We start from the raw sequence: 25,634 nt of genomic DNA, 5'->3' as shown, positions 1-25,634 counted from the left end.
AACGCTACGCCACCCCATAAATCAGGAAACAATGCAATGAACGCTTTCTCAAAATCAATTATCGCCGCATCGATCGCCACTGCTTCTATGTTGAGCGGTGCTGCTGCGGCTGCACCATTTAACGAGTTCACTGTTGCTCCGATTAACGGGACGTATGCAAATTTCGTTGCTGACAAGATTACCGGTAACTACACCGAGCAAGCAACGTTCAATCCTGACGGCACGTTCAGCGTCTCACTGGTCTGGACCGCTGGTCAGTTCGTGGGTAATAAAGGCAATACTGCTTACCAGTCTTACCAGACTGGCCTGGGCGCTACTTATGGCCTGTTCGCTACCTACGCAGCAGGTGGCACCTACTCGATGAACGGCTCGATTACCACTTTCAATTTTTCCCCTGGCAGCGGTAACCTGAGCCTGTTCCTGGACAGCACCCTCGGCGCGGCTGGTGGGGAAACCTTGCTGGGCAGTGGCAATCCAATTTCTGGCCAAGGCACGCTCGACCCGATGCTCAGCACCTGCCAGAGCCCGAGCAATCCTGGAGGAAGAGGCATCAACTGCGGCGATTTCGGTGCATCGAACTCGTTTATGCTGACCGATGCTGGCAAATCTTTCTTCATCCTGCCTAACCCGTTCTATTCGCTGTCCTTCCAGTCCGGCCATCTGAATAACTTTACGCCAGCCGGCACGCAGACGATCAACGGTTCCCTCGACGTCGTGTTTAGCGGCGAACCAACGGATGTGCCAGAACCAGCATCGGTAGCCCTGCTGGGTCTGGGTATGCTTGGTCTGTACGCAGCACGCCGCCGTAACAAGCAATCTGCTTGAGTCTTCGGGGCTTGTCATTCAGGCCCAGGTTGCGAAGCGATAAAACCACTGTCATCAGGCAGTGGTTTTTTTTACGCCTCGTATTGTCTGGTCGTCAGCACGCGCATTCTTGTGCAGCGTGAATAATTTGCACAGGCGGCAGCATACGCCCGCAGTTGATCGCCTGGCTGCCCGCGACTACGACGCGATGCACGCCTGGGCGATCGACTTACCGGATAATTGGTTTCAGACATCCCTTTGTCATTCCTGACCTCAAGAAAATGCCATGGCGAGTGTTTTGAACGGTCGGGTGTTGCAAGGTCGATGTCAAATTCGCGTTTTTGCATAGGCTGGGTCGAAAGCGGAATTTCATCCCGACCAGTGTAATTCAGCAAGGAACGACGGACTTGGCTACTTCACGCCCGTCGTTCCAGTGATTTCCAAAACGGCGCATCTATTTCGGAAAGTTACAACGCTGTCAGCGCGGCGGTATGGGGTTGCGGCCTGGCGCCTGCGGCATCGGAACGCGCGCAAGCAGTACACCCAGTGCAGTGGCGGCGACGGTCGCGGCGCTGACATCGACCAGCCAGTCGCGCACCGTGCCCGAACGGTACGGCAGGAAGTGCTGCACGCTCTCGTCGAAAGCGCCCATCAACGCAATGGCCAATACTGCCTTGAGCGCACGTTGCAATGCGCTCCCGGTACTGCCAAGGAACCACAGCGTCGCGAGAGTTGCATAGGCCAGACTGTGCAACACGATGCCCGAGGCGTATTCACCCACGTCGGCGCGCGCGCCGGGGACCGAGCCGGCGATCACGATGCCGGCAAAAATGAGCAGTGCCGCAGCGTGCATGGCACGGCGGTGGCGTGGTTCGGCGTACAACAAGGGAGACAGGGCAGGCATGGGGACGTGGTGACAGTACAGTAACGGTGACGGGGCAAACGTCAACGTTACCATGCCGGGCGCACCTTGTGTGCCCGTTGCCGCCGGCCCGTGCGCCGACCGCCAACCGCGACGTGCGTCAAATGGTCAGTGCCGGCGCGCCGTCGGCGTAATGGGCGTCGAAACAGCTCGCGCAGTCGGCGCAGAACAGATGGGCTACGCGCACGCTCGCCTGGCGCAATACAAGTTTCAGGTGCGCTTGCCGGCACTTGGGACACACTTCGCGGACGCTGCCGAACGTGAGAAGATTGAGGGGGACGCTGTCGCGATCGATATCGTCGACTACAGCGCGCGGATTGAGTTCGCTGAGAACGAGGTCGCCTGGATTTTGATGGCGACGGCAACTGTCTGGCGAAAGCGATGTTTCTGGTACACGTAAACTCATCGGACAATCTCCCGTGGTCGTTTCGTTGTACGCGGTCTCCACCCCTTGGACAAGGCGGGACGTCGCAGCTTCATGATAGCCCTATTGAAGACGGCTTCAAGCACATAGACAATTTTTTCTGGCCCAAGTTGCGACAATGCCGAAAAAAATACCCGCTCTGGGCGGGCATCACCCGAGATCGGGTCAAGAGTGCGGAAACCGGGTTGGTGTGCAGCGCACGGGGCGCTCCACACCTGCTGGCACCACGCATATCGGTTACGTGTGTGTCAGGTGCATTCGAGTATAGGCAGGGATTGTGACGGGTCCGTGACCGTCGTCAAGGTTCCGCAGGCATAGTGAAGGCCATTGAGTTTATGACAATACGACCGAAATAACGTGGGCCGCGCAAACCGTTCAGGCAAAAAAAAAGCCCGCTGTGCGGGCTTGAAACTATTTTCTTGGAGGAGAATAGTGGAGACAGGTGTAACTATAGGGATGTGCTGACCCGGCGTCCAATTGCGTTTTCGGATACCAGACATGTGATCTGTCAATATCTCTCCACCGTGGCCGGCCACATATCAATCACGCACTGGCACGGTGTAGTTCAGCGCCATCCGGCCCCCGTCGGCGTACAGGGTCTGGCCGGTCATGTATGACGCATCGTCGCTGGCCAGGAATGCGGCGATCGACGCGACTTCTTCCGGTTCGCCGCAGCGGCCCAGTGGGGTGCGCGACAGGATCGTGTGACGCGCTTCCGGGCTACCCAGCACCGCTTTTTTCGCCAGCTCGGTCAGGATCGTGCCGGGGCCGATGGCGTTCACGCGAATGTCGTACTGGGCCAGGGCGATGGCCGCCACGCGTGTGAGCTGGTTGACGCCGCCTTTCGAGATCACGTATGGCACCTGGTTCGGGATCGTCAGCTCGGCGTTCACACTCGACATATTGATGATGCAGCCGCCTTCGCCGCGCGCCACCATGTCGCGCGCCGCTGCCTGGCTGCACAGAAACATCGATTTCAGGTTGATGCGCAGCACACGGTCGAAATCGTCCTCGTGCAGGTCGAGGAACTCGGCAGCGTGGGTCACGCCGGCATTGTTGATCAGGATATCGATGCGGCCGAATGCGGCCAGCGTGGCCGCGATCATCGCATCGACCTCGACCTTGATGCCGACATCGGCGCGGTAGGCGCGGGCTGCTTCGCCCAGGCTGGCAGCGGCTAGCTCGACTTCGGGCCGGATATCGACGAGCATGACGCGCGCGCCTTCGCGCACGAGGCGCTCGGCGCAGGCCAGGCCAATGCCCTGACTGGCCCCGGTGACGATGGCGATTTTCTGATGTAGTTTCATGGCGGGCTTTCGACGCTGTGGCAAAAGCCGCCATTCTACTGCTGCTAGAGCATGATGGGCCGGTCGGGCAACTCGTTGGCCCGCTCGCCGTTGGCCGGGAAGTGCTGGCGCAGCAGGTCGTTGACCTGTGCCACTGCCGCCAGCGTGGCGTCATGGAAGTGCCCGCCCTTGAAGCCTGCCGTCATTGTGCGGCACACCGCCTGCCAGGTGGCGGCGTCGATCTTGCGGTCGATGCCCCGGTCGGCCACGATATCGACCCTGTGCTCGGCCAGGTTCACGTAGATGAGCACGCCGCAGTTGTCTTCGGTGTCCCACACGCCATAGTCGGCGAACAAGGCGAGCGCGCGCTGGCGGTTGGTGATGCCGTCCCAAGCGGCGTCGAAGGGCAGGGCCTTCTCGACGATCAGGCGCACCTCACCGCGGTGGGTGCGCTCGCCGGCATCGATGGCCTCGGCAATGGCCGTCAGCGTTGTTTCAGGAAACGCGCGCCGCGCTTCGGCCGCGCTGCTGGTGGCGTGGCGCCACGCGCGAGTCATTTTTTGTGCGATCGATCCCATTACCAGTCTCCTGAGGCGCCGCCGCCGTCAAAGCCACCACCACCACCAGAAAAACCACCGCCGCCGAAGCCACCGCCACCGCCGCCGCCAAAGCCGCCACCACCACCGTTGCTCATATTGCCGATGATGTTGCCGAGGATGAAGCCAGTCGTCGCGCCGCCCCAGTTCGAGCGGCCGCGGCTGCTAGCGACCGTACGGCCACGCTTGCCGCCGAAGACCGAGCGCAGCAGGAATGCACCGATCAGGATCGCGAAGATGGCGATCAACGGAATCCCGCCACCGCCCGCAGCTTCCTGTCGTTGCGGTGCTTGCTGCGGGGGCGCCGGGAAGGCTTCCTGGTTCAGCAGCGTGGCGATGGCGCCCACGCCGGCTACCAGGCCTTCGTAATAATGTTGCTGCCGGAAATGCGGCGCGATCACGTCCTGCAGGATGCGCTTGGACTGGGCGTCGGTCAGCACGCCCTGTACGCCACGGCCAGCCTCGATCCGCAGGCGGCGCAGCGCCGACGGGTTGCCGGGTGCGACGACCAGCAGCACACCGTCGTCGACGCCCTTGCGGCCCAGTTTCCAGGCATCGGTGACGCGGATGCTATAGGCCTCGATGGCTTCGGGCTCGGTCGATTTGACGAGCAGCACGGCGATCTGGCTACCCGTCTTGGCTTCGTAGTCGGCCAGCACGGCTTCGAGGCGCTGGCGCTGGGTGGCGTCGAGCATGCCGGCCTGGTCGGTCACGCGGGTCGTGAGCTTCGGCACCTCCTTGAGCTGGGCATGGGCCGTCCCCGCACCGGCGAGCAGGGTCGCCAGTGCGAACAGGAGCGTGGAGAACAAGCGCAGGAAGGCCGTCATCGCCGGACCTTACTTGCCGAAGTCGACGGCTGGTGCGGTCGAGATCGCTTTTTCATTTTCGACCGTGAACGATGGCTTGGTCTCGTAGCCGAACACCATGGCCGTCAGGTTCTTCGGGAACTGGCGCACGGTCACGTTGTAATCCTGGACCGAGGCGATGTAGCGCTGGCGGGCCACCGTGATGCGGTTCTCGGTGCCTTCGAGCTGCGAGGCCAGGTCACGGAAGCTGGTGTCGGCTTTCAGGTCCGGGTATTTTTCGGACACCACCATCAGACGCGACAGCGCGCTCGACAGTTCACCCTGCACCTGCTGGAACTTCTGGAATGCTTCCGGGTTGTTCAGCACTTCCGGGGTGATCTGGAAGCTGGTGGCCGACGCGCGGGCGCGCGTGACGGCTTCGAGCGTTTCACGTTCGTGCGAGGCATAGCCCTTGACGGTGTTGACCAGATTCGGGATCAGGTCGGCGCGGCGCTGGTACTGGTTGACCACTTCGCTCCAGGCGGCCTTGGTCGCTTCATCCTTGGTCTGGAAATCGTTGTAGCCGCAGCCCGAGAGGAGGACGCCGGCGAGGATGGCGCTGCCGAGCAGGCGGGTCCAGCGGGAGATAAAGGTCGTAGTCATGGCAGTTAAGGTCCGTGCAAGTTGTCGAATAATCAAAATATACCTGAAACGGGCCGCAATTGGTGTTCCTGCAACCCCGAGGGGCGGGGGGCTGCGTGGCGGCGGGTACAATAATGGGTTTGCAATTATTCGGATACAAGGGGCTCGAAGTGACTTTCATTCAAAAACTGGCGGCTGCATGGACCCGCAACGATTCGCTGCTGTGTGTGGGCCTCGACCCGGACCTGGCGCGCTTCCCGGCGCACCTGGCCGGCCAGCCGGATGCGATCGTGCAGTTCTGCAAGGCGATCATCGATGCCACCGCCGACCTGGCCTGCGCCTTCAAGCCGCAGATTGCCTATTTCGCTGCGCTGGGCGCCGAAGACCAGCTCGAGGAAATCTGCACCTATCTGCGCGAGACGTATCCGCACATCCCGCTGGTGCTCGACGCCAAACGCGGCGACATCGGCGCCACCGCGCACCAGTACGCGCGCGAAGCGTTCGACCGTTATGGCGCCGATGCGGTGACCGTCAATCCATACATGGGATTCGATTCGGTCGAGCCGTACATGGCCTGGCCGGATCGCGGCGTGATCGTGTTGTGCCGGACGTCGAACGCAGGCGGCTCCGACCTGCAATTTTTGGACGTGGGCGGCCGCCCGCTGTACCAGCACGTGGCGCAACTGGTGGCCGACAAGTGGAACCGCAATGGCCAGTGCGCGCTGGTGGTGGGCGCGACGTTCCCGGAAGAGATCGCGCAGGTGCGGGCACTGGTGGGAGATATGCCTCTCTTGATTCCGGGCGTGGGCGCGCAAGGTGGCGATGTCGAGGCGACCGTCAAGGCGGGCCGCACGGCAGGCGGCGCCGGCATGATGATCAATTCATCGCGTGCAATTTTGTATGCGACGCCGCAGGATGGTGAAGATTTTGCGCAGGCAGCGCGGCGCGTGGCGACGGAAACGCGCGACGCGATCAATGCGGCGCGTAACGCGGCATGATGTGAACGTCGCGCCAGCCGGCTCATGGTGTGAACATCGCGCCAGCCGGCGCATGATGTGAACATCGCGCCAGCCGGCGCGATGGTGTTCGATTGTTCAATGCAACTCGGGCGCGATCATTTCTGCGTAGTCGTACAGCGCGCCAAGAATCGCCTCCGCGCGCTCATCCGCCGTCTCCGACAATGCATCGATCTCCTGGAACAATTGATCGATGGTTCTGGCCCCGCCGGCGCCTTCGAACAGGCGCGCTGCGCGGTGCGCTTCCCAGGTCTGCATTTCTTCTTCCGACAACGTCTCGGGGAAGTTGCGCGCCCGGTAGCGCAGCAGCAGTTCGTTCAGGCGCTCGTCGTCGAAGCTGACGCGCTTGCCGGTCAAGGCCGCGGGCTTTTGCATGCGGATCGATTCCAGCTGGCGCCGGTCATCCTTGCTGACGAACCCGCCATACAGATCTTCATCCACGTCGACCGGCGTGCCGGATGCCGGCTTTTGCAGCACCTGCGTCCAGATGGCGCGCAGGTCGGGGCCGGCAGCGGCCAGCGCGGCGTGCGCGCGGCCCTGTTCGAGATCGATATCCCAGCGCGTGGCCAGTTCGGGCTGCAGGGTTTTGAGATTGGCCACCAGCATCGGCGACTTGTTCAGGTGCACGCTCTTGATCGGCAGGCGCGTGACGCCCTCCGGCAAGTCGTCGGTGCGCGTGAACATGCGCGTGCGGATCGTCTCCGCATCCAGGGCGAACAGTTCGGACGGATCGTAGCGGCAATCCCAGACCAGGATTTCATTCTTGTTGGTCGGGTGCTGCGCCAGTGGATAAACGAGGGCCAGGCAGCCGTGCTCGACCGGAAACATGCCCGACACGTGCAGGAACGGCTGGCGCGCTTCAGGGGCCTGGTGCAGGCCGATCTCGGCGGCGACGCGGTCCTTGCGGCGCAGCTCCAGGCAAAAGTCGAACAGGCGCGGCTGCTTGCTGCGGATCAGGCGCGCCAGCGCAATGGTCGCGCGCACGTCCGACAGCGCATCGTGCGCGGCCTCGTGCGCCAGGCCGTTGGCTGCGCTCAGGTGTTCCAGCTTGAAGCTCGGCTTGCCATCGTCGCGGGTCGGCCACACGATGCCGTCCGGGCGCAGCGCATGCACCATGCGCACGACGTCGAGCAAGTCCCAGCGGCCGCAGTTGTGCTGCCACTCGCGCGCGTACGGATCGATCAGGTTGCGCCAGAACAGATAGCGCGTGACTTCGTCGTCGAATCGGATCGTGTTATAGCCGACGCCGATCGTGTCGGGCTGGCTAAAGGCGGCCTCGATCTGGCGTGCGAACTCGTGCTCGGGCACGCCGTGTTCGAGGCAGTGCTGCGGCAGGATGCCGGTGATCAGGCACGATTCCGGATCGGGAAGAAAATCATTGGCCGGCTGGCAGTACAGCATGATCGGTTCGCCGATCTCGTTGAGTTCAGCGTCGGTGCGGATCGCCGCGAACTGGGCCGGGCGGTCGCGGCGCGGGGTCGCGCCAAAGGTTTCGTAGTCGTGCCAGAGGAAGGTATGCGGGCTCATGTCTTGTTGTTGTCTTGGCTGCAATCACAGCGTCGGCGACATGGTGGCACAGATGCGCCGTCCCGTCACGGCCCGGTGTCACGGTCCGTGCGGGACGGCATTGGGCGCTAGTTGCAGACGCGGTTGCGCCCGGCTTCTTTCGCCCGGTACAGGGCGGCGTCGGCCGCTGCCATCAGCGCGTATTCGTCACCGTTCTCGCCCAGGCTGGCCACGCCGAACGACGCAGTCAGGTGTGGCAGCTCCACGCGCATGTCGGTAAACACGACAGTGTCGCGCAGGCGCTGGCACAGGCGCTCGGCCACCATCGTGGCCAGTTCGATGCCGGTGTCGGGCAGCACGGCCAGCATTTCCTCGCCGCCGAAGCGCACGGCGAAGTCGGATGGGCGCAGCGCATCGCGGATCAGGCTGGCGGCGGCCGACAGCGCCACGTCACCGATGATGTGGCCGTGGGTATCGTTGAATTGCTTGAAGTGGTCGAGGTCGATCATGACGATCGACAGGCCGCTGCCGGTACGGGCCGCGCGCGCCGCCAGCTTCGGCAGCATGTCGTTGAGCCAGGCGCGGTTGTACAGGCCCGTGAGCGGGTCGTTGAGCGACAGCTGGCGGTAGAATTCGCCCAGCTTCTGGCGCCGGCGCAGCAGCGCATTGGTGGTGCGGATGCGGAACGAGAGCAGGCGCAGCAGATTGCGCGCCAGCACGCTCGAGCGGTCGATCAGCGACCAGACGACGCTCGATTCGATCACCAGGAGCTCGCTGTCTTCCAGCGCCGTCATGGCCGCCAGGTTCGCGGCATCGTCCAGCACGGCCTGATCGCCCACGCTTTCGCCCGGTAACACGCGGGTGGTGCCGGTTTCGTCGCCTGCGTGCGCGTCCGATTCGATTTCGAGCTGGCCCGAGAGCACGATATACAGGTGCGCCTGACCGCTGTCGTCGATGCGTTCGCCCTTGGGTAAGCGCACGATGGCGCAGTCGGCCAGCATCGCGGCGACGTCAGGGTCGGTTTCGTCGCGAAACAGTTGCAAGTCGTTGATAGTGGTACGGCTGGTGCCGAAAGTGCCGATCTGTTCCAAGTGAGTCCTCAAGCGGTACGCCGCGTTGGCATGCGTGATTGCATGTGTTATTACATCAGCGGGATCATAGCCGATTGTGCCACTCCTGCGCGTTTGGCGAAACTTAAACCACCATGACCAACCTGTATGACACTTTCCACCACTGACCTGACCGACGCGCTGGGCCACGCACATGTGCCCGCGCCTGACGCGCGCATCGTTTCCCTCGTGCCGTCGATCACCGAATTATTGTGCGACCTGGGCCTGGCACCACAGCTCATAGGCCGCACGGGTTTCTGCATCCATCCCAGGGACATTGTGGCCGCCATTCCCAAGGTCGGCGGCACCAAGGACGTCAATCTCGACAAGATCCGTGCATTGGCACCGACCCACGTCGTCGTCAATCTCGATGAAAACACGCGACCAACCTACGACGCGCTGGTGCAATTCGTGCCGCACGTGATCGTCACGCATCCGGTAACGCCGCAGGATAACCTGGCGCTGGCCCGCCTGCTGGGTGGCATCTTTGGCGTGCAGGAGGCGGCCGAATCCTGGTGCACCGCCTTCACACAGGCATTGGCCGCGCTGCGTGCCCGGCCCGCCGGTCCATCACGCACGGTGCTGTACTGCATCTGGCAGGATCCGTGGATGAGCATCTCGGCCGATACCTATATCGCGGCGATGCTGGCCGAACTGGGTTGGCGCGTGCCGCAGTTGGGTGAAGACCGCTATCCGCGCTTCACGTGGTCGGACAGCTTGGTCGATGGCCTGGACGCCGTGCTGCTGTCGACCGAACCCTACCGCTTCACGCAGGCGCACGTGGACGCGCTGGAAAAACAGATCGGTATTCCCGTGCTGCTGGTCGATGGCGAAATGCTGTCGTGGTACGGCAGCCGCGCACTGGCGGGTGTGAATTATCTGGAGACGTTGCGGGAGATGCTGGAAGGTGCGGCCGGCTAGGTGCGGCCGGCGAGGTGTGTCACGCTGAGTGCGGCGTTGGTATTGCTCCTGCGCCCATGGCGGGCGCAGGGTCCTGCGGGCACCGATCAGTTATCGGTCAGGTGCTTGTCGGCAGTCGGGTCGATGTCGCCGTCAACGCTAACCACCGGGACGGCGGTATGGCGATGCTTGTCGTGCAGGCGACCGATGGTGCTGTCGAGTGCGCGGGCCAGTTTGCCGCTGGCGTTGTTGATCGCCTGGTGCAGGTCATTCGCGTGATCGTGCACGACGATCGGGGCCACGCCGGCCAGGCGCGCTTCGAGCATGCAGTGGTTGCCGCCGTCCGCTTTCTTTTCCTTGTTCTCGTCGCTCAGGTGAACGTCGACGCGGGTAACCTGCTCGCTGAAACGACCGATGGAAGCGCGCAAGACGGTATCCACGTGCTCGTCCAGGCCTTGGTGCTTGGTGATGGTGTTATCGGTATTGACATTGATCTGCATGGATGGCTCCTGTAATCGTTATGGCTTTATCTTACACGCCCAGCGATTTTTACCGCGTCCGCTCCGCCAACCGTGCTCGACCCGGCATGCCGCCATCAGACCACGTCTTTTTCGCGCGCTGCCTCGTGGTGCGGAAAACGGTCCATCCGCGACAGCACCGGGAACAGCATCGCCCACACGCCCGTCACGACCAGCGTCGCCACGCCGCCGAGCAAAATCGCGCGCGTCAATCCCAGCCAGCCGGCCGTAACGCCCGACTCGAATTCACCGAGCTCATTCGAGGCGCCGATGAACACCGAGTTCACGGCGCTCACACGCCCGCGGATATCGTCGGGCGTTTCGTACTGCACCAGCAGATGGCGGATATACACGCTGACCATGTCGCCCACGCCCAGCAGGAACAGCGCGCCGAAGGCAACGGCGAAGTGGTCGGTCAGGCCCAGCACGATCACGCACAGGCCAAACAGGGCGACGCCACCGAACATCCAGGCGCCGACGCGGCGCGTGATCGGGAACATCACCAGCGCCACCGAACACAGCGCCGCGCCCATGCCCGGCGCGGTGCGCAAAAAGCCCAGGCCGGACGGTCCGGCGCCCAGGATGTCGTGTGCGTAGGCCGGCAGCAGGGCAGTCGCCCCACCGAACAGCACCGCGAACAGGTCGAGTGAGATCGCGCCCAGCACGATCGGGCGCGAGCGCACGAAGCGCAAGCCTTCGAGCAGCGTGTGCCAGCTGACCGGCGCCTTGTTGATCACCTGCGCGATGGTGCGCGTGTTCGTCATGAGCAGCACCGCCAGCGCGAGCAGCGAGGCGGCTGTCATGTGCACCGTCTGCGGCCCCAGCACATAGAGCAGGCCGCCGACAATCGGGCCGAGGATCATCGCCACGTGCATCGTCGAGGAGCCCAGCGCCACGGCCTGACTGAAGTCGCGGTCCGGCACCAGGTTCTTGAGCACCGCCTGCGAGGCCGGCATCATGAAGGCGCGCGCGCTGCCGAACAGCACCAGGATCGCGAACACGGGCCACACGGTCGTGCTGCCGCTGGCCGTGAACGCAATCAGCATCGCGCTGCACAGCAGCTGCACGGCCATGCAAATGAGCACGATCAGGCGCCGGTTGTAGCGGTCGGCCACGTGGCCGGCCCACAGGATCAGTACCAGGAACGGCGCAAACTGCGCCAGGCCGATCAGCCCCAGGTCAAACAGGCTGCCCGTGATCTGGTACACCTGCCAGCCGATCGCCACGCTCTGCATCTGCACGGCGAAGGTGGCGAGAAAGCGCGCCGACAGGTAGAACGCCAGGTTACGGTTGCGCAGGACACCCAGGCGCCCGGTCGGTGAGATCAGCGGCATGGGCCCTTACTGGTTGGCCAGATCGGCGGCGGTCGTGAACGCGTCGGCGAAGAATTCGTCCTCGGGCAGGCCGCACAGCGCCACGTAGTCGCGGCGTGCCGAATCGACCATGACCGGTGCGCCGCAGGCATACACCTGGTGGCCGGAGAGGTCGATGATGTCCTGCACGACGGCGGCGTGCACGTAGCCGGTGCGGCCCGTCCAGGCATCTTCTGGCAGCGCATCCGAAATCACGGGCACGTAGGTGAAGTCGGGCAGGGTGGTTTCCCAGGCCCGGCACAATTCGTCCATGTACAGGTCTTGTGGGCGGCGGCCGCCCCAGTACAACGTGACCTTGCGCGTGGACTTCAGGTGCATCAGGTGCTCGACCAGGGCCTTGACCGGTGCGAAGCCGGTGCCGGAGGCCAACAGCACGATCGGCTTGTCGGAATCTTCGCGCAGGAAGAACGTGCCGAGCGGGCCTTCGAAGCGCAGGATGTCGCGCTCTTTCATGGCGCCGAACACGTGATCGGTGAACAGGCCGCCGGGCAAGTGGCGGATGTGCAGCTCAAGCGGCCCTTCGAACGACGGCGCATTCGCAATCGAATACGCGCGGCGTTTGCCATCCTTGAGCAAGAATTCGATGTACTGGCCGGCGCGGTAGGCCAGCAATTCATTGGCCGGCAATTGCAGGTTGACGATGGCGACGTCCGGCGCGGCCTTGCGGATGCCGGCGACGCGGGTGGGCATCTTGCGCAGCGGGTAATCCGAGCTGCCGCCCACTTCGCGCGCCTCGATCACCAGGTCGGCCGACGGCATCGCGCAGCAGAACAGCGCCATGCCGGCGGTCTTTTCGATGTCACTCAAGGCGCGCTGCTGGTACGGCTTGTGCTCGATGGCGCCATCGAGCACCTTGCCCTTGCACGAGCCGCAGGCGCCGTTCTTGCAACCATATGGCAGGCCGACGCCGGCGCGGATCGCGGCGGCTAAGACGGTTTCATCGGCTTCGCAGCCGAACTGGCTGCCGCTGGGCTGGACGGTGATCTGGAAGGTCATGCGAATGGAGAAGTTGGGGCGCGAACGCGGGTGGTTGGTGGGGTGCGCCGGCGTGCGGCGAGAGGCCGCCATTCTACACCCGCCCTTGTTTTACCGGGCGCGCCCTGTGCTACAGTTGCCGCCTCCACGACCCCGCGATTCTTTCATGACCATGCCATCCCGCTCCGCTTTTGTCCGTCCGCGCCTGTTGATCATCGGCTGCGGCGACGTCGGCATGCGCCTGTTGCCGCTGCTGGCCGGGCGTTTTCGCGTGTTTGCGCTGACCAGCCAGCCCGAGCGCTGCTCTGAGCTGCGCGCCGCCGGCGCGGTGCCGGTCGTTGCCGACCTCGACCAGCCCGCCACGCTGGCGCGCCTGCATAATCTGGCGCCGTGGGTGCTGCACCTGGCCCCGCCCCAGCCGGACGGCGATACCGACCGCCGCACGCGCCACCTGGTGGCGGCGCTGGGGGCGGTGCGCCGTATCGTGTATGTGAGCACCAGCGGGGTGTATGGCGATTGCGGCGGGGCGCTGGTGAAAGAGTACCGACCGGTGGCGCCGAAGAACGGGCGCGCCCGGCGCCGCGTGGATGCCGAGCGCATCCTGCGCGCGTGGGCGCTGGTGGCCGGCGCGACGCTGTCGATCCTGCGCGTGCCGGGCATCTACGCCGCCGACCGCCTGCCGCTGCGCCGGCTGGAGCAAGGCACGCCGGCTTTGCGGTTTGAGGACGATGTGTACACCAACCATATCCACGCCGACGACCTGGCCCGCATCGTGCTGCAGGCGTTGACACGTGGCCGGTCCGGGCGGGTATATCACGCGGTCGACGACACGCGCATGAAGATGGCCGATTACTTCGACGCCGTGGCCGACGCCTTCGGCATGCCGCGCTCACCGCGCCTGCCGCGCGCCGAACTGGCGCAGCTGGTCTCGCCCGTGCTGCTGTCGTACATGTCCGAGTCGCGCCAGCTCGACAACACGCGCCTGCGGCGCGAGCTGCGCGTGCGTCTGCAATACCCGGACGTCGCCACGGCGCTGGCGCGCCTGCGGCGCTGATCCTCGCTTATGCCCGCTTGCCGGGCGACGCGCAGAATGCGATCTTGCTCGTCATGATGGTTGGCAGGCCCGGCGAGGCGCAGAAGGCGGTGCCGTTCGCTCCGGCTGCCGGTTTGCCCGGGGATGCACAGAACGCGGTGGCACCGGCCGGTTTGCCCGGGGACGCACAGAACGCGGTTGCACCGGCCGGCTTGCCTGGCGACGCGCAGAACGCAGCGTCGCCCCTGACCACGACGCCGAACTCGGCTTCATACAGCGCGCGCATGCGCTCGCCCGCTTGGACGTGCTCGCCTTCGGTGCCGGCGGCGATGCCGACGTACGGATAGTGGTGCAGGAAGAAGCCGAAGACGGCTTCGCAGTCGCGTGCGTATTTCATGGTGTCGAGGATGTGGTAGTGCCAGAAGGTATCGACATCGGCCGTCGGCGAGGCGCCGGCATCCGGGTACTTTTTCATGAGGAACAGGAAGCGCCGGTACTCGGTCTCCACGGCATTGGTGCGCGCTTCGGACCAGCCTTCGCCGGACGCTTCGTGCATCAGCTTCGTCTTGATCGGGTTCAGGTCAAGCGCCTTGAAGGGAGCGTACTCGGTATGGGTCGACATCATGATCACCTCATGTGGTTGTGTGAATGAATTGGACAGTGCAGGCGGCTGTCACAGTGCCTGAGTGGGGTATTTCCGTAGCGCATTACCGGAAAATTCCGGTGGTATTGACCTGTGACAGACACAGCAATTGTCATGCGCTGGCTCAGCTCAGCAGTTGCGCTAGATCAAACTTGGGAGCATGGACGAGCTCGGTGACGGGCGACGTCGTCACCATTGGCAGGAAAGGGGGACGCCTCAGGCGGCGACGGGCGAGATCGGGGTACTGTCCGCGCGCAGGCCGGGGCCAGTCGCCGCCGGAGCGCCGGCCGCCGGAGCGCCGGCCGCCGGAGCGCCGGCCGCCGGCACCCCATCCACTGGAATGCTGACCACGATCGTGGTGCCGCTGCCCATGCCGTTGCTGTTGATCGAGAACGAGCCGCCCAGGATGGCGATGCGTTCTTCGATACCCACCAGACCGAAGGAGCCGTGGCGGTTGCGGCTGCCTGGCTGCAGCCCGACCCCGTTGTCGCGGATCGTCATGGTGAGCATGCCGGCATGCTGGTGCAGCGTGATGCCCACGTGGGTAGCGCGCGCGTGGCGCGCCACGTTGTTGAGCGACTCCTGCAGGATGCGGAAGAACGCGGTGGCGCTGTTGTCGTCGATGCGGTGCTCGTCATCGTCGTCCACCAGCTCGCAGGTGATGCCGGTGCGGCGCGCGAAGTCGGCCACCTGCCAGTCGACGGCGGCCGACAGGCCCAGGTCAAGCACGTTCGGGCGCAGGTCGTTGATGATCTGGCGCACGCTGCGGATCGTGACGTCGATCTGGCGCACCGTGGCCACGGCGCGTGCGTGCAGACGCTGCTGCGCGCCACGGGTACGGTTGGCCAGCAGTTCGGCCTCGATCTTCAGCGCCAGCAGGTTCTGCGCCAGGTCGTCGTGGATTTCGCGCGCAATGCGCTTGCGCTCGCCTTCCTTGATCTGTTCGGCGTGGGCGGCCAGCAGGCGCAGTTTTTCATGGCTGGCCTGCAGCTTGGTCTGCGAGGCGCGCAGTTCGCGCGTCATTTCCTCGGCCATGCGCAGTGCGTTGCGGCGCGACGAGGCCAGCGTCTGGAACAGCGCGTAGAGCAGGGCGGTGCTCATGCCGGCGGCAAGCGCTGCCAGCCATGGGTAATACATGTCGAAGCGCGTGTACATGTCCGACTTGGGAATGCTGAAGTCGGCGCGCCAGACGCGCTGGTTGAATGCAATGGGCAGGCTGGCCGCGAAGCTCGCATCGCTGATAAGCGGCGGGCCCGGGTTGGGCCGCGCGCTCGTGGCCAGGCTGTCGTACAGCACGGCGCGCGGCGGCGCCTCGCCCGGTTCGGGCGCCAGCGCGGTCACTTCGGTCAACACCAGGCGCACGCCCTTGACCGGGAATTCATCGAGCACACCGGCCACCAGCGGCGCAAGGCCGAAGCCGAGGCCGGCCGAACCGATATACGCCAGGCGCCGCGCCTGCACGCTGTCGTTGGGCAGGTCGCTGCGGTAGACCGGCAGGCGCAGCGCCAGCGCGCTCTGGTTGGGACCGGGCCGCAGGGCGATGCGGGTGCCCGAGGCGCTCGAACTGCCGTTATCGCGCGCCACGGCCAGCGAGCGCCGGGTCGTGCCACGCGCTTCCAGGTCGAGTCCCAACCGGTCGAGCAGGTTCGGCGGCAACGGTTCCATGTACACCAGCACCGTGTAGGTATCGCGATCCGGCGCCGTCAGCAACGGGGTATGCACGACGCCGCGCCGCGCCAGCCGCTTTTGCAACTCGTCGTTCAGCGCCGGCAGGCCGTCGGCGCGCACGGCGCGCGCGTAGTTGATGTTGACGATCCCGGGGAAGTGGCGCTTGATGTCGAGTTCACCGACATACTGGTGGAACTGGGCCGCACTGGTATCGGGTGCGGAGCGAAACAGGCCGGCGACTCCGCGCAGCACGTCGCTGTAGCTCTTGATCCGGGCATCAATATTGTTCTGGGCGGCGCGCGCCATGGCGCGAAAGCGTGTCTGTGCGTCGCTTTCGATCGCGCCGGATGTCGCAAAATAGGCGCCAGCCCCGAACGCCAGCGACAGCACCACGCCGACGATCATGGCGGCGGGTATGAACGTCCCGGCTTGGCGGTCTGGATGCATGGCGGATCTCACGAACGTGAGGCTGGTTGTGGTCGTACGTGCGGATGATGTTTCTACGCTAAGCATTGTCGGCGTCCACCGTAGCTAGCAGGTTTACTAGGTTCCGAAGAATGCCGCTTCGCTAATGACATCACGGCGCCCGGCTCGTTGCAAGCGGGGCGCCGTGACATGGCCACGACCTGGCTGCGACCGGGCTAGTTGAAGCTCAACCCGTTGTTGCTGGCGTTACTGACTTTCTTGCCTTTCAGGTCGACCGTGAAATGGTCGCTCGGCTTGGCCGAACCGAGGCCCTTGAGGATTGCGAAGACACCCTTGAACTGCTGCTGGAACGGCACGTGCACCGGGTTCTGGTCGGACGGCTTGTCCCCGATGCGCACGATCGGCGCTGGCGTCGCCGGGAATGCCGCCATCAAGACCTTGTACTGGTTCACGCGCGCCTGGCCCATGTCGCGCAGGGCCAGTTCGCCCGCATACACGGTGCGGTGGAAGTCGCCGTAGAACGCGTACGGGGTGAGGTTCGCGAAGTCGTCCAGGCGCAGGCCGGCGGCCGTGGCCAGGCGGTCGGCGCGCACGGTGGCGTCCTGCCAGTCGGTGGCCAGCGTCGACGCGGCAACCGTCGTGCTCGCCGGTGTGCCGGCAGCGGCGCACGCGGCGCTCAAGGGCAGGATGCCGGGCGCGTCCTTCAGTTGCGCCAGCGTGACCTTCGTCTGCAATTGCGACAGGATCAGCATCTGCTTGCCGTTCAGGGCCATCGCCGCTTCTTTCATTTCGCACGGCCAATATTCGTCCATGAAGCGCAGGCGCGACAGCTCGCCGAAGTACTGGTGCGTGAATTCGCCGTACGAACGGGTGTCGAGGATGCTGCGGTCCCAGCGCTTGGCGACATCGGCCGTAACCGAGCTGCCCTTGAGGTAATCGTTCTCGACCACGTAATGGGGGAACAGTTCGGCAAAGCGCGGCACCGTCGACAGCGGCATGGTCTGGACGTCGATCGTCTCGGCATCCTTGTAGGTGACGACCTTGTAGGCGGCGCCATACACGGCCAGCGACGGCGACTGCACGTTGACGAGGTAGTTACCGCTGCCGTCGGTGTGGTCGTTGGTGCCGTTGAAGTGCATGTGCCCGCCCACGTGCAGGCGCAGGCCCGTGGCCGCCACGGCATTGGCCACGCTCGCGTCCGGCACGCGCGCCGTCTGGAACGCGCCCGACTTGAACACGTCCTTCATGGCCTGCGTCTGGTTGGCGTAGAAGTCCATGGTCGGGTAGTGCGAGAACGCCATCAGCTGCTTGCCTTCAGCCTTGGCACGCGCGGCAACCGACTTGATGTAGTCCATCAGGAACATCTTGTGGGTGATCACCTTGTTCCAGCCGGCGTTACCGGCGCCGTCGAAGCCCTTGAAGCTGGTCGGGTTGGCCGGATCGAACTTCGCGTTCGGCACGAACACATTGGCGTCGATCGACAGCAGCCACAGGCCCTTGACCGGCTCGACCAGGTAGGTGGTGTCGATCAGCTTCGTGCATCTGGTGAAGGCTTTGCCCAGTTTGGCCTCGCCGGCAGCCTTGTAGGCGCCGCCCGAGCCTTCGGCGCAGATCTCGAATTCACGGTTCTTGCCGCTCGACTGCGCCAGCGCCGCGTCATACGTGTATTTGCCAGCGTCGTACTTGCTGAACGGGGTTTCCCAGAGCAGGTCGGCCTTGTTTGGCATGAAGCCGAATTCGCCCATCTTGACCATCAGGCGTTCGGTGCCTTGCTCCATCACCTGATCGGTGCAGATCACCGTCGGATCCTTGGCCAGGCACGCCGGATTGCCGGTGGCGTAGATTTTCTGCTCCTTGCCGTCCTTGGTCAGAAAGTCGTTCTTGCCCGCTTCGTTGTCATCGAACGGCTCGACGGGGTCGTGGTTGCCGGGCGCGATGAAGAAGCGCATGCCCTTGGCCTGGTACTGCTTCATGATCGCGGCGATGCCGTCGACGTTCATTGGCTGGGCGTCGTCGGTATAGTCTCCCGGCAGCGCAACGACGCGAATGCCCTTGGCATAGGCGTCGTCGAGCGCCGCGTAGAAGGCGAAGTAATTTTCGTTGAACAGACGCGTGGAGGTCAGCTGCGCGTACATCGTGCGGATGGTTGCATTCCTGCCGTCCTTGGTCGGAATGCCCGCGAACTGGCTGCTCTTGAAGTCGCCGTAGACATCCTGGAAGTGCACGTCGCTCATGAAGGCGACGGCGGTGCTGACCGGAGCCGGTGCTGGCGCCGGGCTTTGCACTGGCGGCGGCGTGGCGGCGACAGGGGCGTCGCTGTCGCCGGGACTGCAACCTGCCAGCACGGCCAGCAGGGAAAGCGCCGCGCAGGTGGCAGCGCGGTGAGGCATTGGACGGGTCATGCAATTACTCCGGTCATCAAGATGCCCGGAGGATGACATTGTTGCATGACCGGATTGTTACATCACCGGCTGCATGGCCTGCTGCTTACTTGCCCCAGCTGTCCTTGAGCGTCGTCACCCGGTTGAAGACCGGCTTGCCCGGCGTCGAATCGACGCGGTCGGCCACGAAGTAGCCGTGACGCTCGAACTGGAAGCGCTGGTCGCCCACGGCATCCTTCAGGCCCGGTTCCAGATACGCCGTGATGGTCTCGAGCGCATTCGGATTGAGCACCGTCTTGAAGTCCTTGCCGCCGGCATCCGGCTGCGGGTCCAGGAACAGGCGGTCGTACAGGCGCACTTCGGCTTCCAGCGCGCTGGCGGCGCTGACCCACGTGATATTGCCCTTGACCTTGTAGTTGTCCGCGCCCGGCGTGCCCGACTTCGAATCTTCGAAATACTTGACGTGGACGGCGGTGACGTTACCGTCGGCATCCTTGTCAAAGCCCGTGCACTCAACCACGTAGCCATACTTCAGGCGCACGCGGCTGCCCGGCAGGTCGCCTTGCGGCGGCGTGAACCTGAAGTAACCCTTGACCGGCGTTTCCATGAAGTCTTCCTGCTCGATCCACAGTTCGCGGGTGAACGGGAAGGTGCGCTTGCCCATCTCGGGATGGTGCGGGTGCACGGGCGAGCTGCATTCGTGCGACTCGCCTTCGGGGAAGTTGTCGACGATGAGCTTCAACGGGCGCAGCACGGCAATGGCGCGCGGCGCTTTCGGGTCCAGATCATCACGCAGCGCGCCTTCGAGCGTGCTCATGTCGATCCAGCCGTCGGCCTTCGACACGCCGATGCGCTCACAGAACAGCTGCAGCGATTCGGGCGTGTAGCCGCGGCGGCGCAGGCCAACGATGGTCGGCATGCGCGGATCGTCCCAGCCGGTGACGGTGCCATCGTCGACCAGCGCGCGTAGTTTGCGCTTGGAGGTCACGACATAGGTCAGGTTCAGGCGCGCGAATTCGTACTGGCGCGGCACGGGCTTCCTGAAGAAGCCGCCTTCGGCCAGCGTCTCGACCAGCCAGTCGTAGAACGGGCGATGATCCTGGAATTCCAGCGTGCACAGCGAGTGCGTGATGTTTTCGATCGCATCCGAGATCGGGTGCGTGTAATCGTACATCGGGTAGATGCACCAGGCGTCGCCCGTGCGGTGGTGGTGCGCATGGCGGATGCGGTACAGGGCCGGATCGCGGTTCGTCATGATCGGCGAGGACATCGCGTCTTCGCTCATCTTGGCGCGCAGGATGTGCTCGCCATCCTTGTACTTGCCGGCTTTCATGTCGCGAAACAGTTGCAGCGATTCTTCGGCCGGGCGGTCGCGGAAGCGCGAGTTGGTGCCCAGCGTGCCGAAATTGCCGCGGTTCTTCGCCATCTCTTCGGCGCTCTGGCTGTCGACATACGCCTTGCCATTCTGGATCAGGTACTCCGCCATCGCGTATAGCTGGTCGAAGTAGTCGCTGGCGTAGTACAGGTGCTCCTGGCCCTCTTGCTGCCACGAGAAACCGAGCCACTTGACGCTGTCGATGATCGTGTCGACGTATTCCTGGTCTTCCTTCTCGGGATTGGTGTCGTCGAAACGCAGGTGGCACAGGCCGCCGTAGTCACGCGCCAGGCCGAAGTTCAGGCAGATCGATTTGGCGTGGCCGATGTGCAGGTAGCCGTTCGGCTCGGGCGGGAAGCGCGTGATCACGGGCGGCAGGCCCTCGCGGGCATGCGTGCCGGCGGCCAGGTCGGATTCGACGATGGCACGCACAAAGTTCGACGACGGTGCGTTGCCCGGCGCCGGGGAATTCTTGTCGTTGCTCATGAGATAGTTCTGGGAGGGTAAGTTGTCGGGCATTTTACCGTAGACGGCGGCCCTGTAGCATGCCCTTGTCGTTACCCCGCCTGCCGTGGCCGCCAGCCGGTGAAAGCGGGCACTCGCGCCCCGTCGAACCTTTTCTATAGGATAATCTCTCTTTAAACCGTGATTCAATGCCAGACGGCTGACGCCGGGAGAGTTTCTGTTGGAAAATTTATATGCGATCCTCGGCGTGGCCCCGAATGCCACGGATGACGAGATCAAGAAGGTCTACCGCTCGCTGGCCATGCGCTATCACCCGGACCGCAACCAGGCGCCGGGCGCCGAGGCGCGCTTCAAGGCCGTGAGCAAGGCTTACGAGATCCTGTCTGACCGCGCCAAGCGCGACGAATACAACCAGAGCGTGAACCACCGCATCGTGCTCGACGCCGAAGCCGAAGCCTTCGAGCTGTGGCGTTCGCTGTTCGCCCTGAACGGCGTCAACCTGCCTGCGCACTGACGCTTCGGCCGCCGCTGCGGCCCGCCAAATACATCTACAGGACACATTATGAAAAACGTACATCCCGAATTTTCTTTCCAGTCGCGTGAACTGGAAGGCCAGATCGAGGGCACCCTGGGCGACCCGCCCAACCGCAAGAACTACGACATGATGGTGAACGCGCTGGTGTCCGAATACGCCGACGGCGGCGGCATCGACGACGTCAACATGATGGCCTTCGCGCTGGTCGACAAGATCCGCTTTCTGGACGCCAAGGGCCTGATGCGCGAAGCGCTCGACTACGCCGATGGCGACCCTTCCAAGGTGTTCGCGATGGCCGAATGCACGGGCGACGAGGGCGCCAAGATGTACGAAGCGATGACGAGCAACTTCCCCGAGCTGGCGCGCCAGGCGATCATCACCGCATTCCTGTTCAAGAACCAGAATCGCTGGGACGATGAAGACCAGTCGCTCGAGCAGCTGGGCCGCAACGACGATGGCGACGATGTCGATGAAGACGACGGTGCAACCGACGACTTCAGCGGCCTGTTCGATGAAGGAGACCGTGATGAGCGATGACACTGGCAGCAAGAACGAACACCTGCCAGCCTTGACGCAGCAGGTGGGCGACCTGGTCCTGGCCGGCTCGCTCGACCACGCCGAAGAGGTGTTTTCAAAAGCGGCCGACGAGCATGGCGACTACGCCGTGGCGCAGGTGCTGAGCGACCTGCCACCGCAAGTGACGGCGCTGCACTTGGCCGGCTTTGACGGCGGCAAGACGTCGCTGGCCACGATGCTGGTCCCGCCCAAGGCCTGGGCCGACAGCCTGGCCTATATCGCCGCGACCTGGCCCGACAACCTGATCGAGGACGATCCCGAGCGCATCGCCGAGAACCTGTTCAACCACGTCCATGGCGTGGTGTATGCGCAGGACGATGAAGAGCGCCGCAACGAGCTGCTCGAAGCGGCGTCCGCCACCGACCATGGCGCGACGATCTTCGCGATCATGTGGTCGCTGGCCCCGCGCGAAATCCTCGAAGTGGCGGGCGAGATTCTGTCCAAGGGCCGCTACGTGAGCGGCCAGACGAGCGCCGACAGCGACATCGTGCCGCTGGCGGTCGACCTGGCCAAGGCCAGCGAAGATGGCTGGGAGCGTTCGCTGCTGGAGCTGTTCCCTGAATTCCGCCACAGCGCCGAGATGGCCGAGATCGAACTACCGGACGATCCGGACGAAGAGTCCGAATTCATGCAGCGTTCGACCCGCGACCTGTTGCTCCGCCTGCGCAAGCAGGTGCCATCGGTGCGCAGCATGCCGCGCCGCAGCCCGCGCCGCAGCCTGGGCTCGGATATCTTTTCGTGACGGCAGGCCCCAGCATGTTGCCTGCCATTGTCATTGAAAAGCCGCCCCGGCTGATCCGCGCGATCCGGCTGCTGCCGGTCGACGCCACGCCGGATGAAGCGGCGATCCTGGCCGATGAATTGTCCGGGATCACCGCCATGGTGGCCGAAAAGTTCACCAACGACCGCACCGCCGAAGGCATCGGGCGCGCGCTGCTGTTGACGGTCGGCGGCATCTCGCTGGGCCTCGAACACCTGATCCAGACCGAGGAAGAGGGCGACCTCGATGCGCTCGACATCCTGATCGGGGAGGGCGCCGAGCACGCGTTCCAGGCGGGCTTTCGCCTGATTCGCGAGCTGGCCGCGCTGCCCGAGGACAGCCTGGTGAGCGAGTACGATCTCGACCCGATCTACGCGCAGCGGCGTTTGAAAGAACTGTTTGTCGATATCTGCACGGCCGATCCGGGCGAATCGTGGTCGGGCTATGAGCGCTATCTGGGCCAGGTGCGCCAGCGCCAGGAAGTCCAGGCGGTCGTCAAGGCGGCCGAGTGGCTGCGCAAGCACCACTACGAAGGCGCGGTCGTCGATCCGGACCTGAATGCCGAAGGCGTGATCGCGATGGCGATTATCTTTGCGGCCGAAGGCGGCGCGCGCATCACGGCGCGCACCGGCCAGCGCGAGTTCGAACGCTTCGTCAAGGCGGTGCGCAAGCACAATCCCGATTTCGAGGCCGGCTGGGCCGAGCTGATGGCGCGTGTGCCGCCGGCGCACCAACCCGTGATCGCCGCGCGCATCGCGACCTACCGCGCCAGTTGCACGGTGCTGCAACTGATTGGCACGACGGCGACGATGAAGCAGCTGTTCGCGGAAATGGAAAACTACGCCGGGTCGGAGCTCGATCCCGAGTATCCGTGAAGGCTGCCAGGTGAGCGCACCGGGCGCCCGCATTGCCGCCGGCAGCGCGGCGTTCCGGCGTATCAACCGCGCCATGGCGTTTGGCGGCTTTTCCACCTTCGCGTTGCTGTATTGTGTCCAGCCTTTGATGCCGCTACTGGGCCGCGACTTCGGGTTGTCGCCCGCGCAGAGCAGCCTGGTGCTGTCGGTGGCGACGGCCACGCTGGCCCTCGCGCTGCTGGGTTCGAGCAACGTCGCCGAGCGCTTCGGGCGCAAGAAGGTCATGGTCGGCTCGATGCTCAGCGGCGCTGTGCTCACGCTGTGCTGCGCCTTTGCTTCCGATTACATCCACCTGGTGGCGCTGCGCGCCTGCATGGGCCTGATGCTGGGCGGCTTGCCGGCCGTGGCAATGGCGTATCTGGGCGACGAGATCGAACCGACATCCCTTGGCCTGTCGATGGGCATGTATATCAGCGGCAGTGCCTTTGGCGGCATGACGGGACGGGTGCTGTCGGCCTTCATCAGCGATTTCGCCTCCTGGCGTATCGCGCTCGGCGTGCTGGGTGCGGCCGGGCTGTACGCTGCGTGGGAATTCTCGCGCAGCCTGCCAGCCTCGCGCCATGGCGCAACGCTGCCAGCGCGCGGCCCCGGCTTTCTCGCCGGTGTACGCATTCACTTGCGCGATCCGGGACTACCGTGGCTGTTCGCGCTGTCGTTCCTGCTGATGGGCGCGTTCATTACGCTGTACAACTACATCGGCTACCGCCTGCTGGGCGCGCCGTTCAACCTGCGGCCAAGCGCCGTCGGGCTGCTGTCGCTGCTTTACCTGCTGGGCATCGTCAGCTCGATGTGGGCTGGCAAGCTGGCTGACCGGCTCGGACGGCGCAATGTGCTGTGGCTCATGATGGGACTGATGATCACCGGGTTGCTGATCACGCTGGCCGATTCGCTGGTCGCGATCGTGCTGGGCGTGGGCCTGGCGACGTTTGGCTTTTTTGCGTCGCACTCGGTGGCCAGCAGCTGGGTAGGGCGGCGTGCACGGGCCCCGCAGGCGCTGGCCTCGGGCATCTACCTGTTCTTCTATTACCTGGGATCGAGCGTGGTCGGCTGGTCGGGCGGGTATGTCTACGAGCACTGGGGCTGGACCGGTGTCGTGACCTTGCTGGCGGGGCTGCTGGGGGTTGGCTTGGGAATCGCGTTGCATCTGCGGCGGCTGGCGCCGTTGCCAGTGAACTACTAGCTGGAGTAATTAGGGCGGGGCAACTGACAGGACAATACGAGTGCCGTGCGCCGGCCGAAAACCGGTCGCACAAGTAAAAACGCCACGCTGCGAAGCGTGGCGTTGTCCGATCAGCGGCGAGCTGCGCGGTTTTGCGGGCGCGGTGCGCCGCCGGTTTTGCCAAGGTGACGGAAAGTGATCCGGCCCTTGCTCAGGTCGTACGGCGACAGTTCGAGGCTGACCTGGTCGCCGGCGATGATGCGGATGTGGTTCTTGCGCATCTTGCCCGAGGTGTAAGCGATCAGCTTGTGGCCGTTTTCGCAGTCGATACGATAACGCGAGTCCGGCAGCACTTCAGCCACGACGCCATTCATTTCGATGAGTTCTTCTTTTGCCATGATGGAGCTCCTGTAAATTTTAATATTGGGTAATCACACCAGCCTGGCGCGCGGCGCACGGGCTGGCGGATGATGCGGCCTGCGTGAAGCAGGCAGTGTCAGGATGGGAATAATATTGACTTCGCTGGGTGTTGCGGCCCGTGTGCCATCTCGTGCCGTGGCGTCGCGCTTTGCGCGAATCATTTGTCCACAGGAACACGATATGGGGACGGTAGTAGAATTTTCCAGTGGCAATCTCGTGTTGTCATTCCTGAAACTTTGTAATCGTGGAGGAGTGATCGATGCCATACAAGCGATAGTGTAGCACGGTTGCCGCTCTGCGGCTCATGCGCACGCATAATGACGATATAATCTGCTTAACTTCCGTTGCAAAAAGCAACGCTTTTCACCAGGTCTTTCGCGTGCAGCAGTTGCCCCACGTGTCGATCGGCCGACTTTCCTGGGC

General features: G+C 64.0%; 25 protein-coding genes. 9 read left to right on the top strand and 16 right to left on the bottom strand.

What is annotated here, in order from left to right:
* Window positions 1–36 precede the first annotated feature (36 nt).
* Complete coding sequence (pepA, locus tag NX775_RS12210; RefSeq protein WP_258836255.1) at window positions 37–825, top strand: flocculation-associated PEP-CTERM protein PepA; 789 nt, start codon at window positions 37–39, stop codon at window positions 823–825.
* Window positions 826–1,282: 457 nt separating this feature from the next.
* Here the strand turns inward: pepA and NX775_RS12205 are convergent, their stop codons facing one another.
* From NX775_RS12205 to NX775_RS12180, 6 genes are all read right to left on the bottom strand, one after another.
* Complete coding sequence (locus NX775_RS12205; RefSeq protein WP_258836254.1) at window positions 1,283–1,708, bottom strand: VanZ family protein; 426 nt, start codon at window positions 1,706–1,708, stop codon at window positions 1,283–1,285.
* A 118-nt stretch (window positions 1,709–1,826) separates the two neighbouring features.
* A complete protein-coding gene (locus tag NX775_RS12200) occupies window positions 1,827–2,132 on the bottom strand; it encodes a hypothetical protein (RefSeq protein WP_258836253.1) in 306 nt (101 codons plus the stop codon).
* Between the two features lie 557 nt (window positions 2,133–2,689).
* A complete protein-coding gene (locus NX775_RS12195; protein ID WP_258836252.1) occupies window positions 2,690–3,457 on the bottom strand; it encodes an SDR family NAD(P)-dependent oxidoreductase in 768 nt (255 codons plus the stop codon).
* A 44-nt stretch (window positions 3,458–3,501) separates the two neighbouring features.
* Window positions 3,502–4,014, bottom strand: a complete 513-nt coding sequence (locus tag NX775_RS12190; RefSeq protein WP_258836251.1) for a TPM domain-containing protein — start codon at window positions 4,012–4,014, stop codon at window positions 3,502–3,504.
* Complete coding sequence (locus NX775_RS12185; protein ID WP_258836250.1) at window positions 4,014–4,859, bottom strand: TPM domain-containing protein; 846 nt, start codon at window positions 4,857–4,859, stop codon at window positions 4,014–4,016. The genes NX775_RS12190 and NX775_RS12185 overlap by 1 nt, the downstream gene beginning before the upstream one ends.
* A 9-nt stretch (window positions 4,860–4,868) precedes the next feature.
* Window positions 4,869–5,480, bottom strand: a complete 612-nt coding sequence (locus NX775_RS12180) for a LemA family protein (protein WP_258836249.1) — start codon at window positions 5,478–5,480, stop codon at window positions 4,869–4,871.
* Between the two features lie 149 nt (window positions 5,481–5,629).
* Here NX775_RS12180 and pyrF point away from each other — a divergent pair, with 149 nt between their 5' ends.
* On the top strand, window positions 5,630–6,457 hold the full coding sequence (gene pyrF / locus NX775_RS12175; protein WP_258836248.1) for an orotidine-5'-phosphate decarboxylase: 828 nt from the start codon (window positions 5,630–5,632) through the stop codon (window positions 6,455–6,457).
* A 96-nt stretch (window positions 6,458–6,553) separates the two neighbouring features.
* On the opposite strand, the gene sbcB is transcribed toward pyrF, so the two are convergent.
* Both sbcB and NX775_RS12165 read right to left on the bottom strand, forming a co-directional pair.
* On the bottom strand, window positions 6,554–8,002 hold the full coding sequence (gene sbcB / locus NX775_RS12170; protein WP_258836247.1) for an exodeoxyribonuclease I: 1,449 nt from the start codon (window positions 8,000–8,002) through the stop codon (window positions 6,554–6,556).
* A gap of 107 nt (window positions 8,003–8,109) precedes the next feature.
* Complete coding sequence (locus tag NX775_RS12165) at window positions 8,110–9,072, bottom strand: GGDEF domain-containing protein (RefSeq protein WP_258836751.1); 963 nt, start codon at window positions 9,070–9,072, stop codon at window positions 8,110–8,112.
* 126 nt (window positions 9,073–9,198) lie between these two features.
* On the opposite strand from NX775_RS12165, the gene NX775_RS12160 reads away from it, so the two are divergent.
* A complete protein-coding gene (locus tag NX775_RS12160) occupies window positions 9,199–10,011 on the top strand; it encodes a helical backbone metal receptor (protein WP_258836246.1) in 813 nt (270 codons plus the stop codon).
* 86 nt (window positions 10,012–10,097) lie between these two features.
* Here NX775_RS12160 and NX775_RS12155 read toward each other — a convergent pair whose 3' ends face one another.
* The 3 genes from NX775_RS12155 to NX775_RS12145 all read right to left on the bottom strand — a co-directional run bounded on the left by NX775_RS12155 (window position 10,098) and on the right by NX775_RS12145 (window position 12,877).
* Entirely contained in the window at window positions 10,098–10,490 is a 393-nt protein-coding gene (locus NX775_RS12155) for an HPF/RaiA family ribosome-associated protein (RefSeq protein WP_183549853.1), read from the bottom strand.
* 95 nt (window positions 10,491–10,585) lie between these two features.
* Window positions 10,586–11,842, bottom strand: a complete 1,257-nt coding sequence (locus NX775_RS12150; RefSeq protein WP_258836245.1) for an MFS transporter — start codon at window positions 11,840–11,842, stop codon at window positions 10,586–10,588.
* 6 nt (window positions 11,843–11,848) lie between these two features.
* Window positions 11,849–12,877 carry a CDP-6-deoxy-delta-3,4-glucoseen reductase gene (locus NX775_RS12145; RefSeq protein WP_258836750.1) on the bottom strand — a complete coding sequence of 343 codons (1,029 nt, stop codon included), beginning with the start codon at window positions 12,875–12,877 and terminating at the stop codon, window positions 11,849–11,851.
* A 151-nt stretch (window positions 12,878–13,028) separates the two neighbouring features.
* Between NX775_RS12145 and NX775_RS12140 the strand changes: the two genes are divergently transcribed.
* A complete protein-coding gene (locus NX775_RS12140; RefSeq protein ID WP_258836749.1) occupies window positions 13,029–13,910 on the top strand; it encodes an NAD(P)H-binding protein in 882 nt (293 codons plus the stop codon).
* A gap of 7 nt (window positions 13,911–13,917) precedes the next feature.
* Here the strand turns inward: NX775_RS12140 and NX775_RS12135 are convergent, their stop codons facing one another.
* From NX775_RS12135 to NX775_RS12120, 4 genes are all read right to left on the bottom strand, one after another.
* On the bottom strand, window positions 13,918–14,514 hold the full coding sequence (locus tag NX775_RS12135) for a glycine-rich domain-containing protein (protein ID WP_258836244.1): 597 nt from the start codon (window positions 14,512–14,514) through the stop codon (window positions 13,918–13,920).
* A 234-nt stretch (window positions 14,515–14,748) separates the two neighbouring features.
* A complete protein-coding gene (locus NX775_RS12130; RefSeq protein ID WP_258836243.1) occupies window positions 14,749–16,647 on the bottom strand; it encodes a sensor histidine kinase in 1,899 nt (632 codons plus the stop codon).
* 194 nt (window positions 16,648–16,841) lie between these two features.
* Window positions 16,842–19,028 (bottom strand): metallophosphoesterase family protein, encoded by a 2,187-nt coding sequence (locus tag NX775_RS12125; protein WP_258836242.1) that lies wholly within the window; start codon window positions 19,026–19,028, stop codon window positions 16,842–16,844.
* Window positions 19,029–19,113: 85 nt separating this feature from the next.
* Window positions 19,114–20,868, bottom strand: coding sequence for a glutamine--tRNA ligase/YqeY domain fusion protein (locus NX775_RS12120; protein WP_258836241.1), 1,755 nt, complete (start codon window positions 20,866–20,868; stop codon window positions 19,114–19,116).
* 199 nt (window positions 20,869–21,067) lie between these two features.
* Between NX775_RS12120 and NX775_RS12115 the strand changes: the two genes are divergently transcribed.
* Genes NX775_RS12115 through NX775_RS12095 form a run of 5 tightly spaced genes read left to right on the top strand, consistent with a single transcriptional unit; the run spans window position 21,068 to window position 24,812 of the window.
* Window positions 21,068–21,361: a DnaJ domain-containing protein gene (locus NX775_RS12115; protein WP_258836240.1), complete on the top strand. Its 294-nt coding sequence runs from the start codon at window positions 21,068–21,070 to the stop codon at window positions 21,359–21,361.
* Between the two features lie 48 nt (window positions 21,362–21,409).
* On the top strand, window positions 21,410–21,919 hold the full coding sequence (locus tag NX775_RS12110) for a hypothetical protein (RefSeq protein ID WP_258836239.1): 510 nt from the start codon (window positions 21,410–21,412) through the stop codon (window positions 21,917–21,919).
* Window positions 21,909–22,700, top strand: coding sequence for a hypothetical protein (locus NX775_RS12105; RefSeq protein WP_183549872.1), 792 nt, complete (start codon window positions 21,909–21,911; stop codon window positions 22,698–22,700). The genes NX775_RS12110 and NX775_RS12105 overlap by 11 nt, the downstream gene beginning before the upstream one ends.
* 14 nt (window positions 22,701–22,714) lie before the next feature.
* A complete protein-coding gene (locus NX775_RS12100) occupies window positions 22,715–23,593 on the top strand; it encodes a hypothetical protein (protein ID WP_183549875.1) in 879 nt (292 codons plus the stop codon).
* A gap of 10 nt (window positions 23,594–23,603) precedes the next feature.
* Complete coding sequence (locus NX775_RS12095; protein ID WP_258836238.1) at window positions 23,604–24,812, top strand: MFS transporter; 1,209 nt, start codon at window positions 23,604–23,606, stop codon at window positions 24,810–24,812.
* Window positions 24,813–24,922: 110 nt separating this feature from the next.
* Here the strand turns inward: NX775_RS12095 and infA are convergent, their stop codons facing one another.
* The gene (gene infA, locus NX775_RS12090) at window positions 24,923–25,189 is read right to left on the bottom strand and encodes a translation initiation factor IF-1 (protein WP_183549881.1); all 267 of its coding nucleotides are present in this window, start codon (window positions 25,187–25,189) and stop codon (window positions 24,923–24,925) included.
* Between the last annotated feature and the right edge of the window lie 445 nt (window positions 25,190–25,634).

Origin of the sequence: Massilia aurea, from assembly GCF_024753205.1 — a bacterium.
GTDB lineage: Bacteria > Pseudomonadota > Gammaproteobacteria > Burkholderiales > Burkholderiaceae_D > Telluria > Telluria aurea.
Note: the sequence above shows the minus strand (reverse complement) of the source record. Positions and strands in the feature narration are given on the sequence as shown.

What these genes read in the sequence shown, in the direction of transcription:
- NX775_RS12135 (WP_258836244.1), bottom strand. Translation starts at nt 14,514, where the DNA reads ATGATGTCGACCCATACCGAGTACGCTCCCTTCAAGGCGCTTGACCTG.
- infA (WP_183549881.1), bottom strand. Translation starts at nt 25,189, where the DNA reads ATGGCAAAAGAAGAACTCATCGAAATGAATGGCGTCGTGGCTGAAGTG.
- NX775_RS12110 (WP_258836239.1), top strand. Translation starts at nt 21,410, where the DNA reads ATGAAAAACGTACATCCCGAATTTTCTTTCCAGTCGCGTGAACTGGAA.
- NX775_RS12200 (WP_258836253.1), bottom strand. Translation starts at nt 2,132, where the DNA reads ATGAGTTTACGTGTACCAGAAACATCGCTTTCGCCAGACAGTTGCCGT.
- NX775_RS12145 (WP_258836750.1), bottom strand. Translation starts at nt 12,877, where the DNA reads ATGACCTTCCAGATCACCGTCCAGCCCAGCGGCAGCCAGTTCGGCTGC.
- NX775_RS12125 (WP_258836242.1), bottom strand. Translation starts at nt 19,028, where the DNA reads ATGACCCGTCCAATGCCTCACCGCGCTGCCACCTGCGCGGCGCTTTCC.
- NX775_RS12205 (WP_258836254.1), bottom strand. Translation starts at nt 1,708, where the DNA reads ATGCCTGCCCTGTCTCCCTTGTTGTACGCCGAACCACGCCACCGCCGT.
- sbcB (WP_258836247.1), bottom strand. Translation starts at nt 8,002, where the DNA reads ATGAGCCCGCATACCTTCCTCTGGCACGACTACGAAACCTTTGGCGCG.
- pepA (WP_258836255.1), top strand. Translation starts at nt 37, where the DNA reads ATGAACGCTTTCTCAAAATCAATTATCGCCGCATCGATCGCCACTGCT.
- NX775_RS12120 (WP_258836241.1), bottom strand. Translation starts at nt 20,868, where the DNA reads ATGAGCAACGACAAGAATTCCCCGGCGCCGGGCAACGCACCGTCGTCG.
- NX775_RS12130 (WP_258836243.1), bottom strand. Translation starts at nt 16,647, where the DNA reads ATGCATCCAGACCGCCAAGCCGGGACGTTCATACCCGCCGCCATGATC.
- NX775_RS12155 (WP_183549853.1), bottom strand. Translation starts at nt 10,490, where the DNA reads ATGCAGATCAATGTCAATACCGATAACACCATCACCAAGCACCAAGGC.
- NX775_RS12195 (WP_258836252.1), bottom strand. Translation starts at nt 3,457, where the DNA reads ATGAAACTACATCAGAAAATCGCCATCGTCACCGGGGCCAGTCAGGGC.
- NX775_RS12190 (WP_258836251.1), bottom strand. Translation starts at nt 4,014, where the DNA reads ATGGGATCGATCGCACAAAAAATGACTCGCGCGTGGCGCCACGCCACC.
- NX775_RS12160 (WP_258836246.1), top strand. Translation starts at nt 9,199, where the DNA reads ATGACACTTTCCACCACTGACCTGACCGACGCGCTGGGCCACGCACAT.
- NX775_RS12140 (WP_258836749.1), top strand. Translation starts at nt 13,029, where the DNA reads ATGCCATCCCGCTCCGCTTTTGTCCGTCCGCGCCTGTTGATCATCGGC.
- NX775_RS12105 (WP_183549872.1), top strand. Translation starts at nt 21,909, where the DNA reads ATGAGCGATGACACTGGCAGCAAGAACGAACACCTGCCAGCCTTGACG.
- NX775_RS12180 (WP_258836249.1), bottom strand. Translation starts at nt 5,480, where the DNA reads ATGACTACGACCTTTATCTCCCGCTGGACCCGCCTGCTCGGCAGCGCC.
- NX775_RS12150 (WP_258836245.1), bottom strand. Translation starts at nt 11,842, where the DNA reads ATGCCGCTGATCTCACCGACCGGGCGCCTGGGTGTCCTGCGCAACCGT.
- NX775_RS12100 (WP_183549875.1), top strand. Translation starts at nt 22,715, where the DNA reads ATGTTGCCTGCCATTGTCATTGAAAAGCCGCCCCGGCTGATCCGCGCG.
- NX775_RS12185 (WP_258836250.1), bottom strand. Translation starts at nt 4,859, where the DNA reads ATGACGGCCTTCCTGCGCTTGTTCTCCACGCTCCTGTTCGCACTGGCG.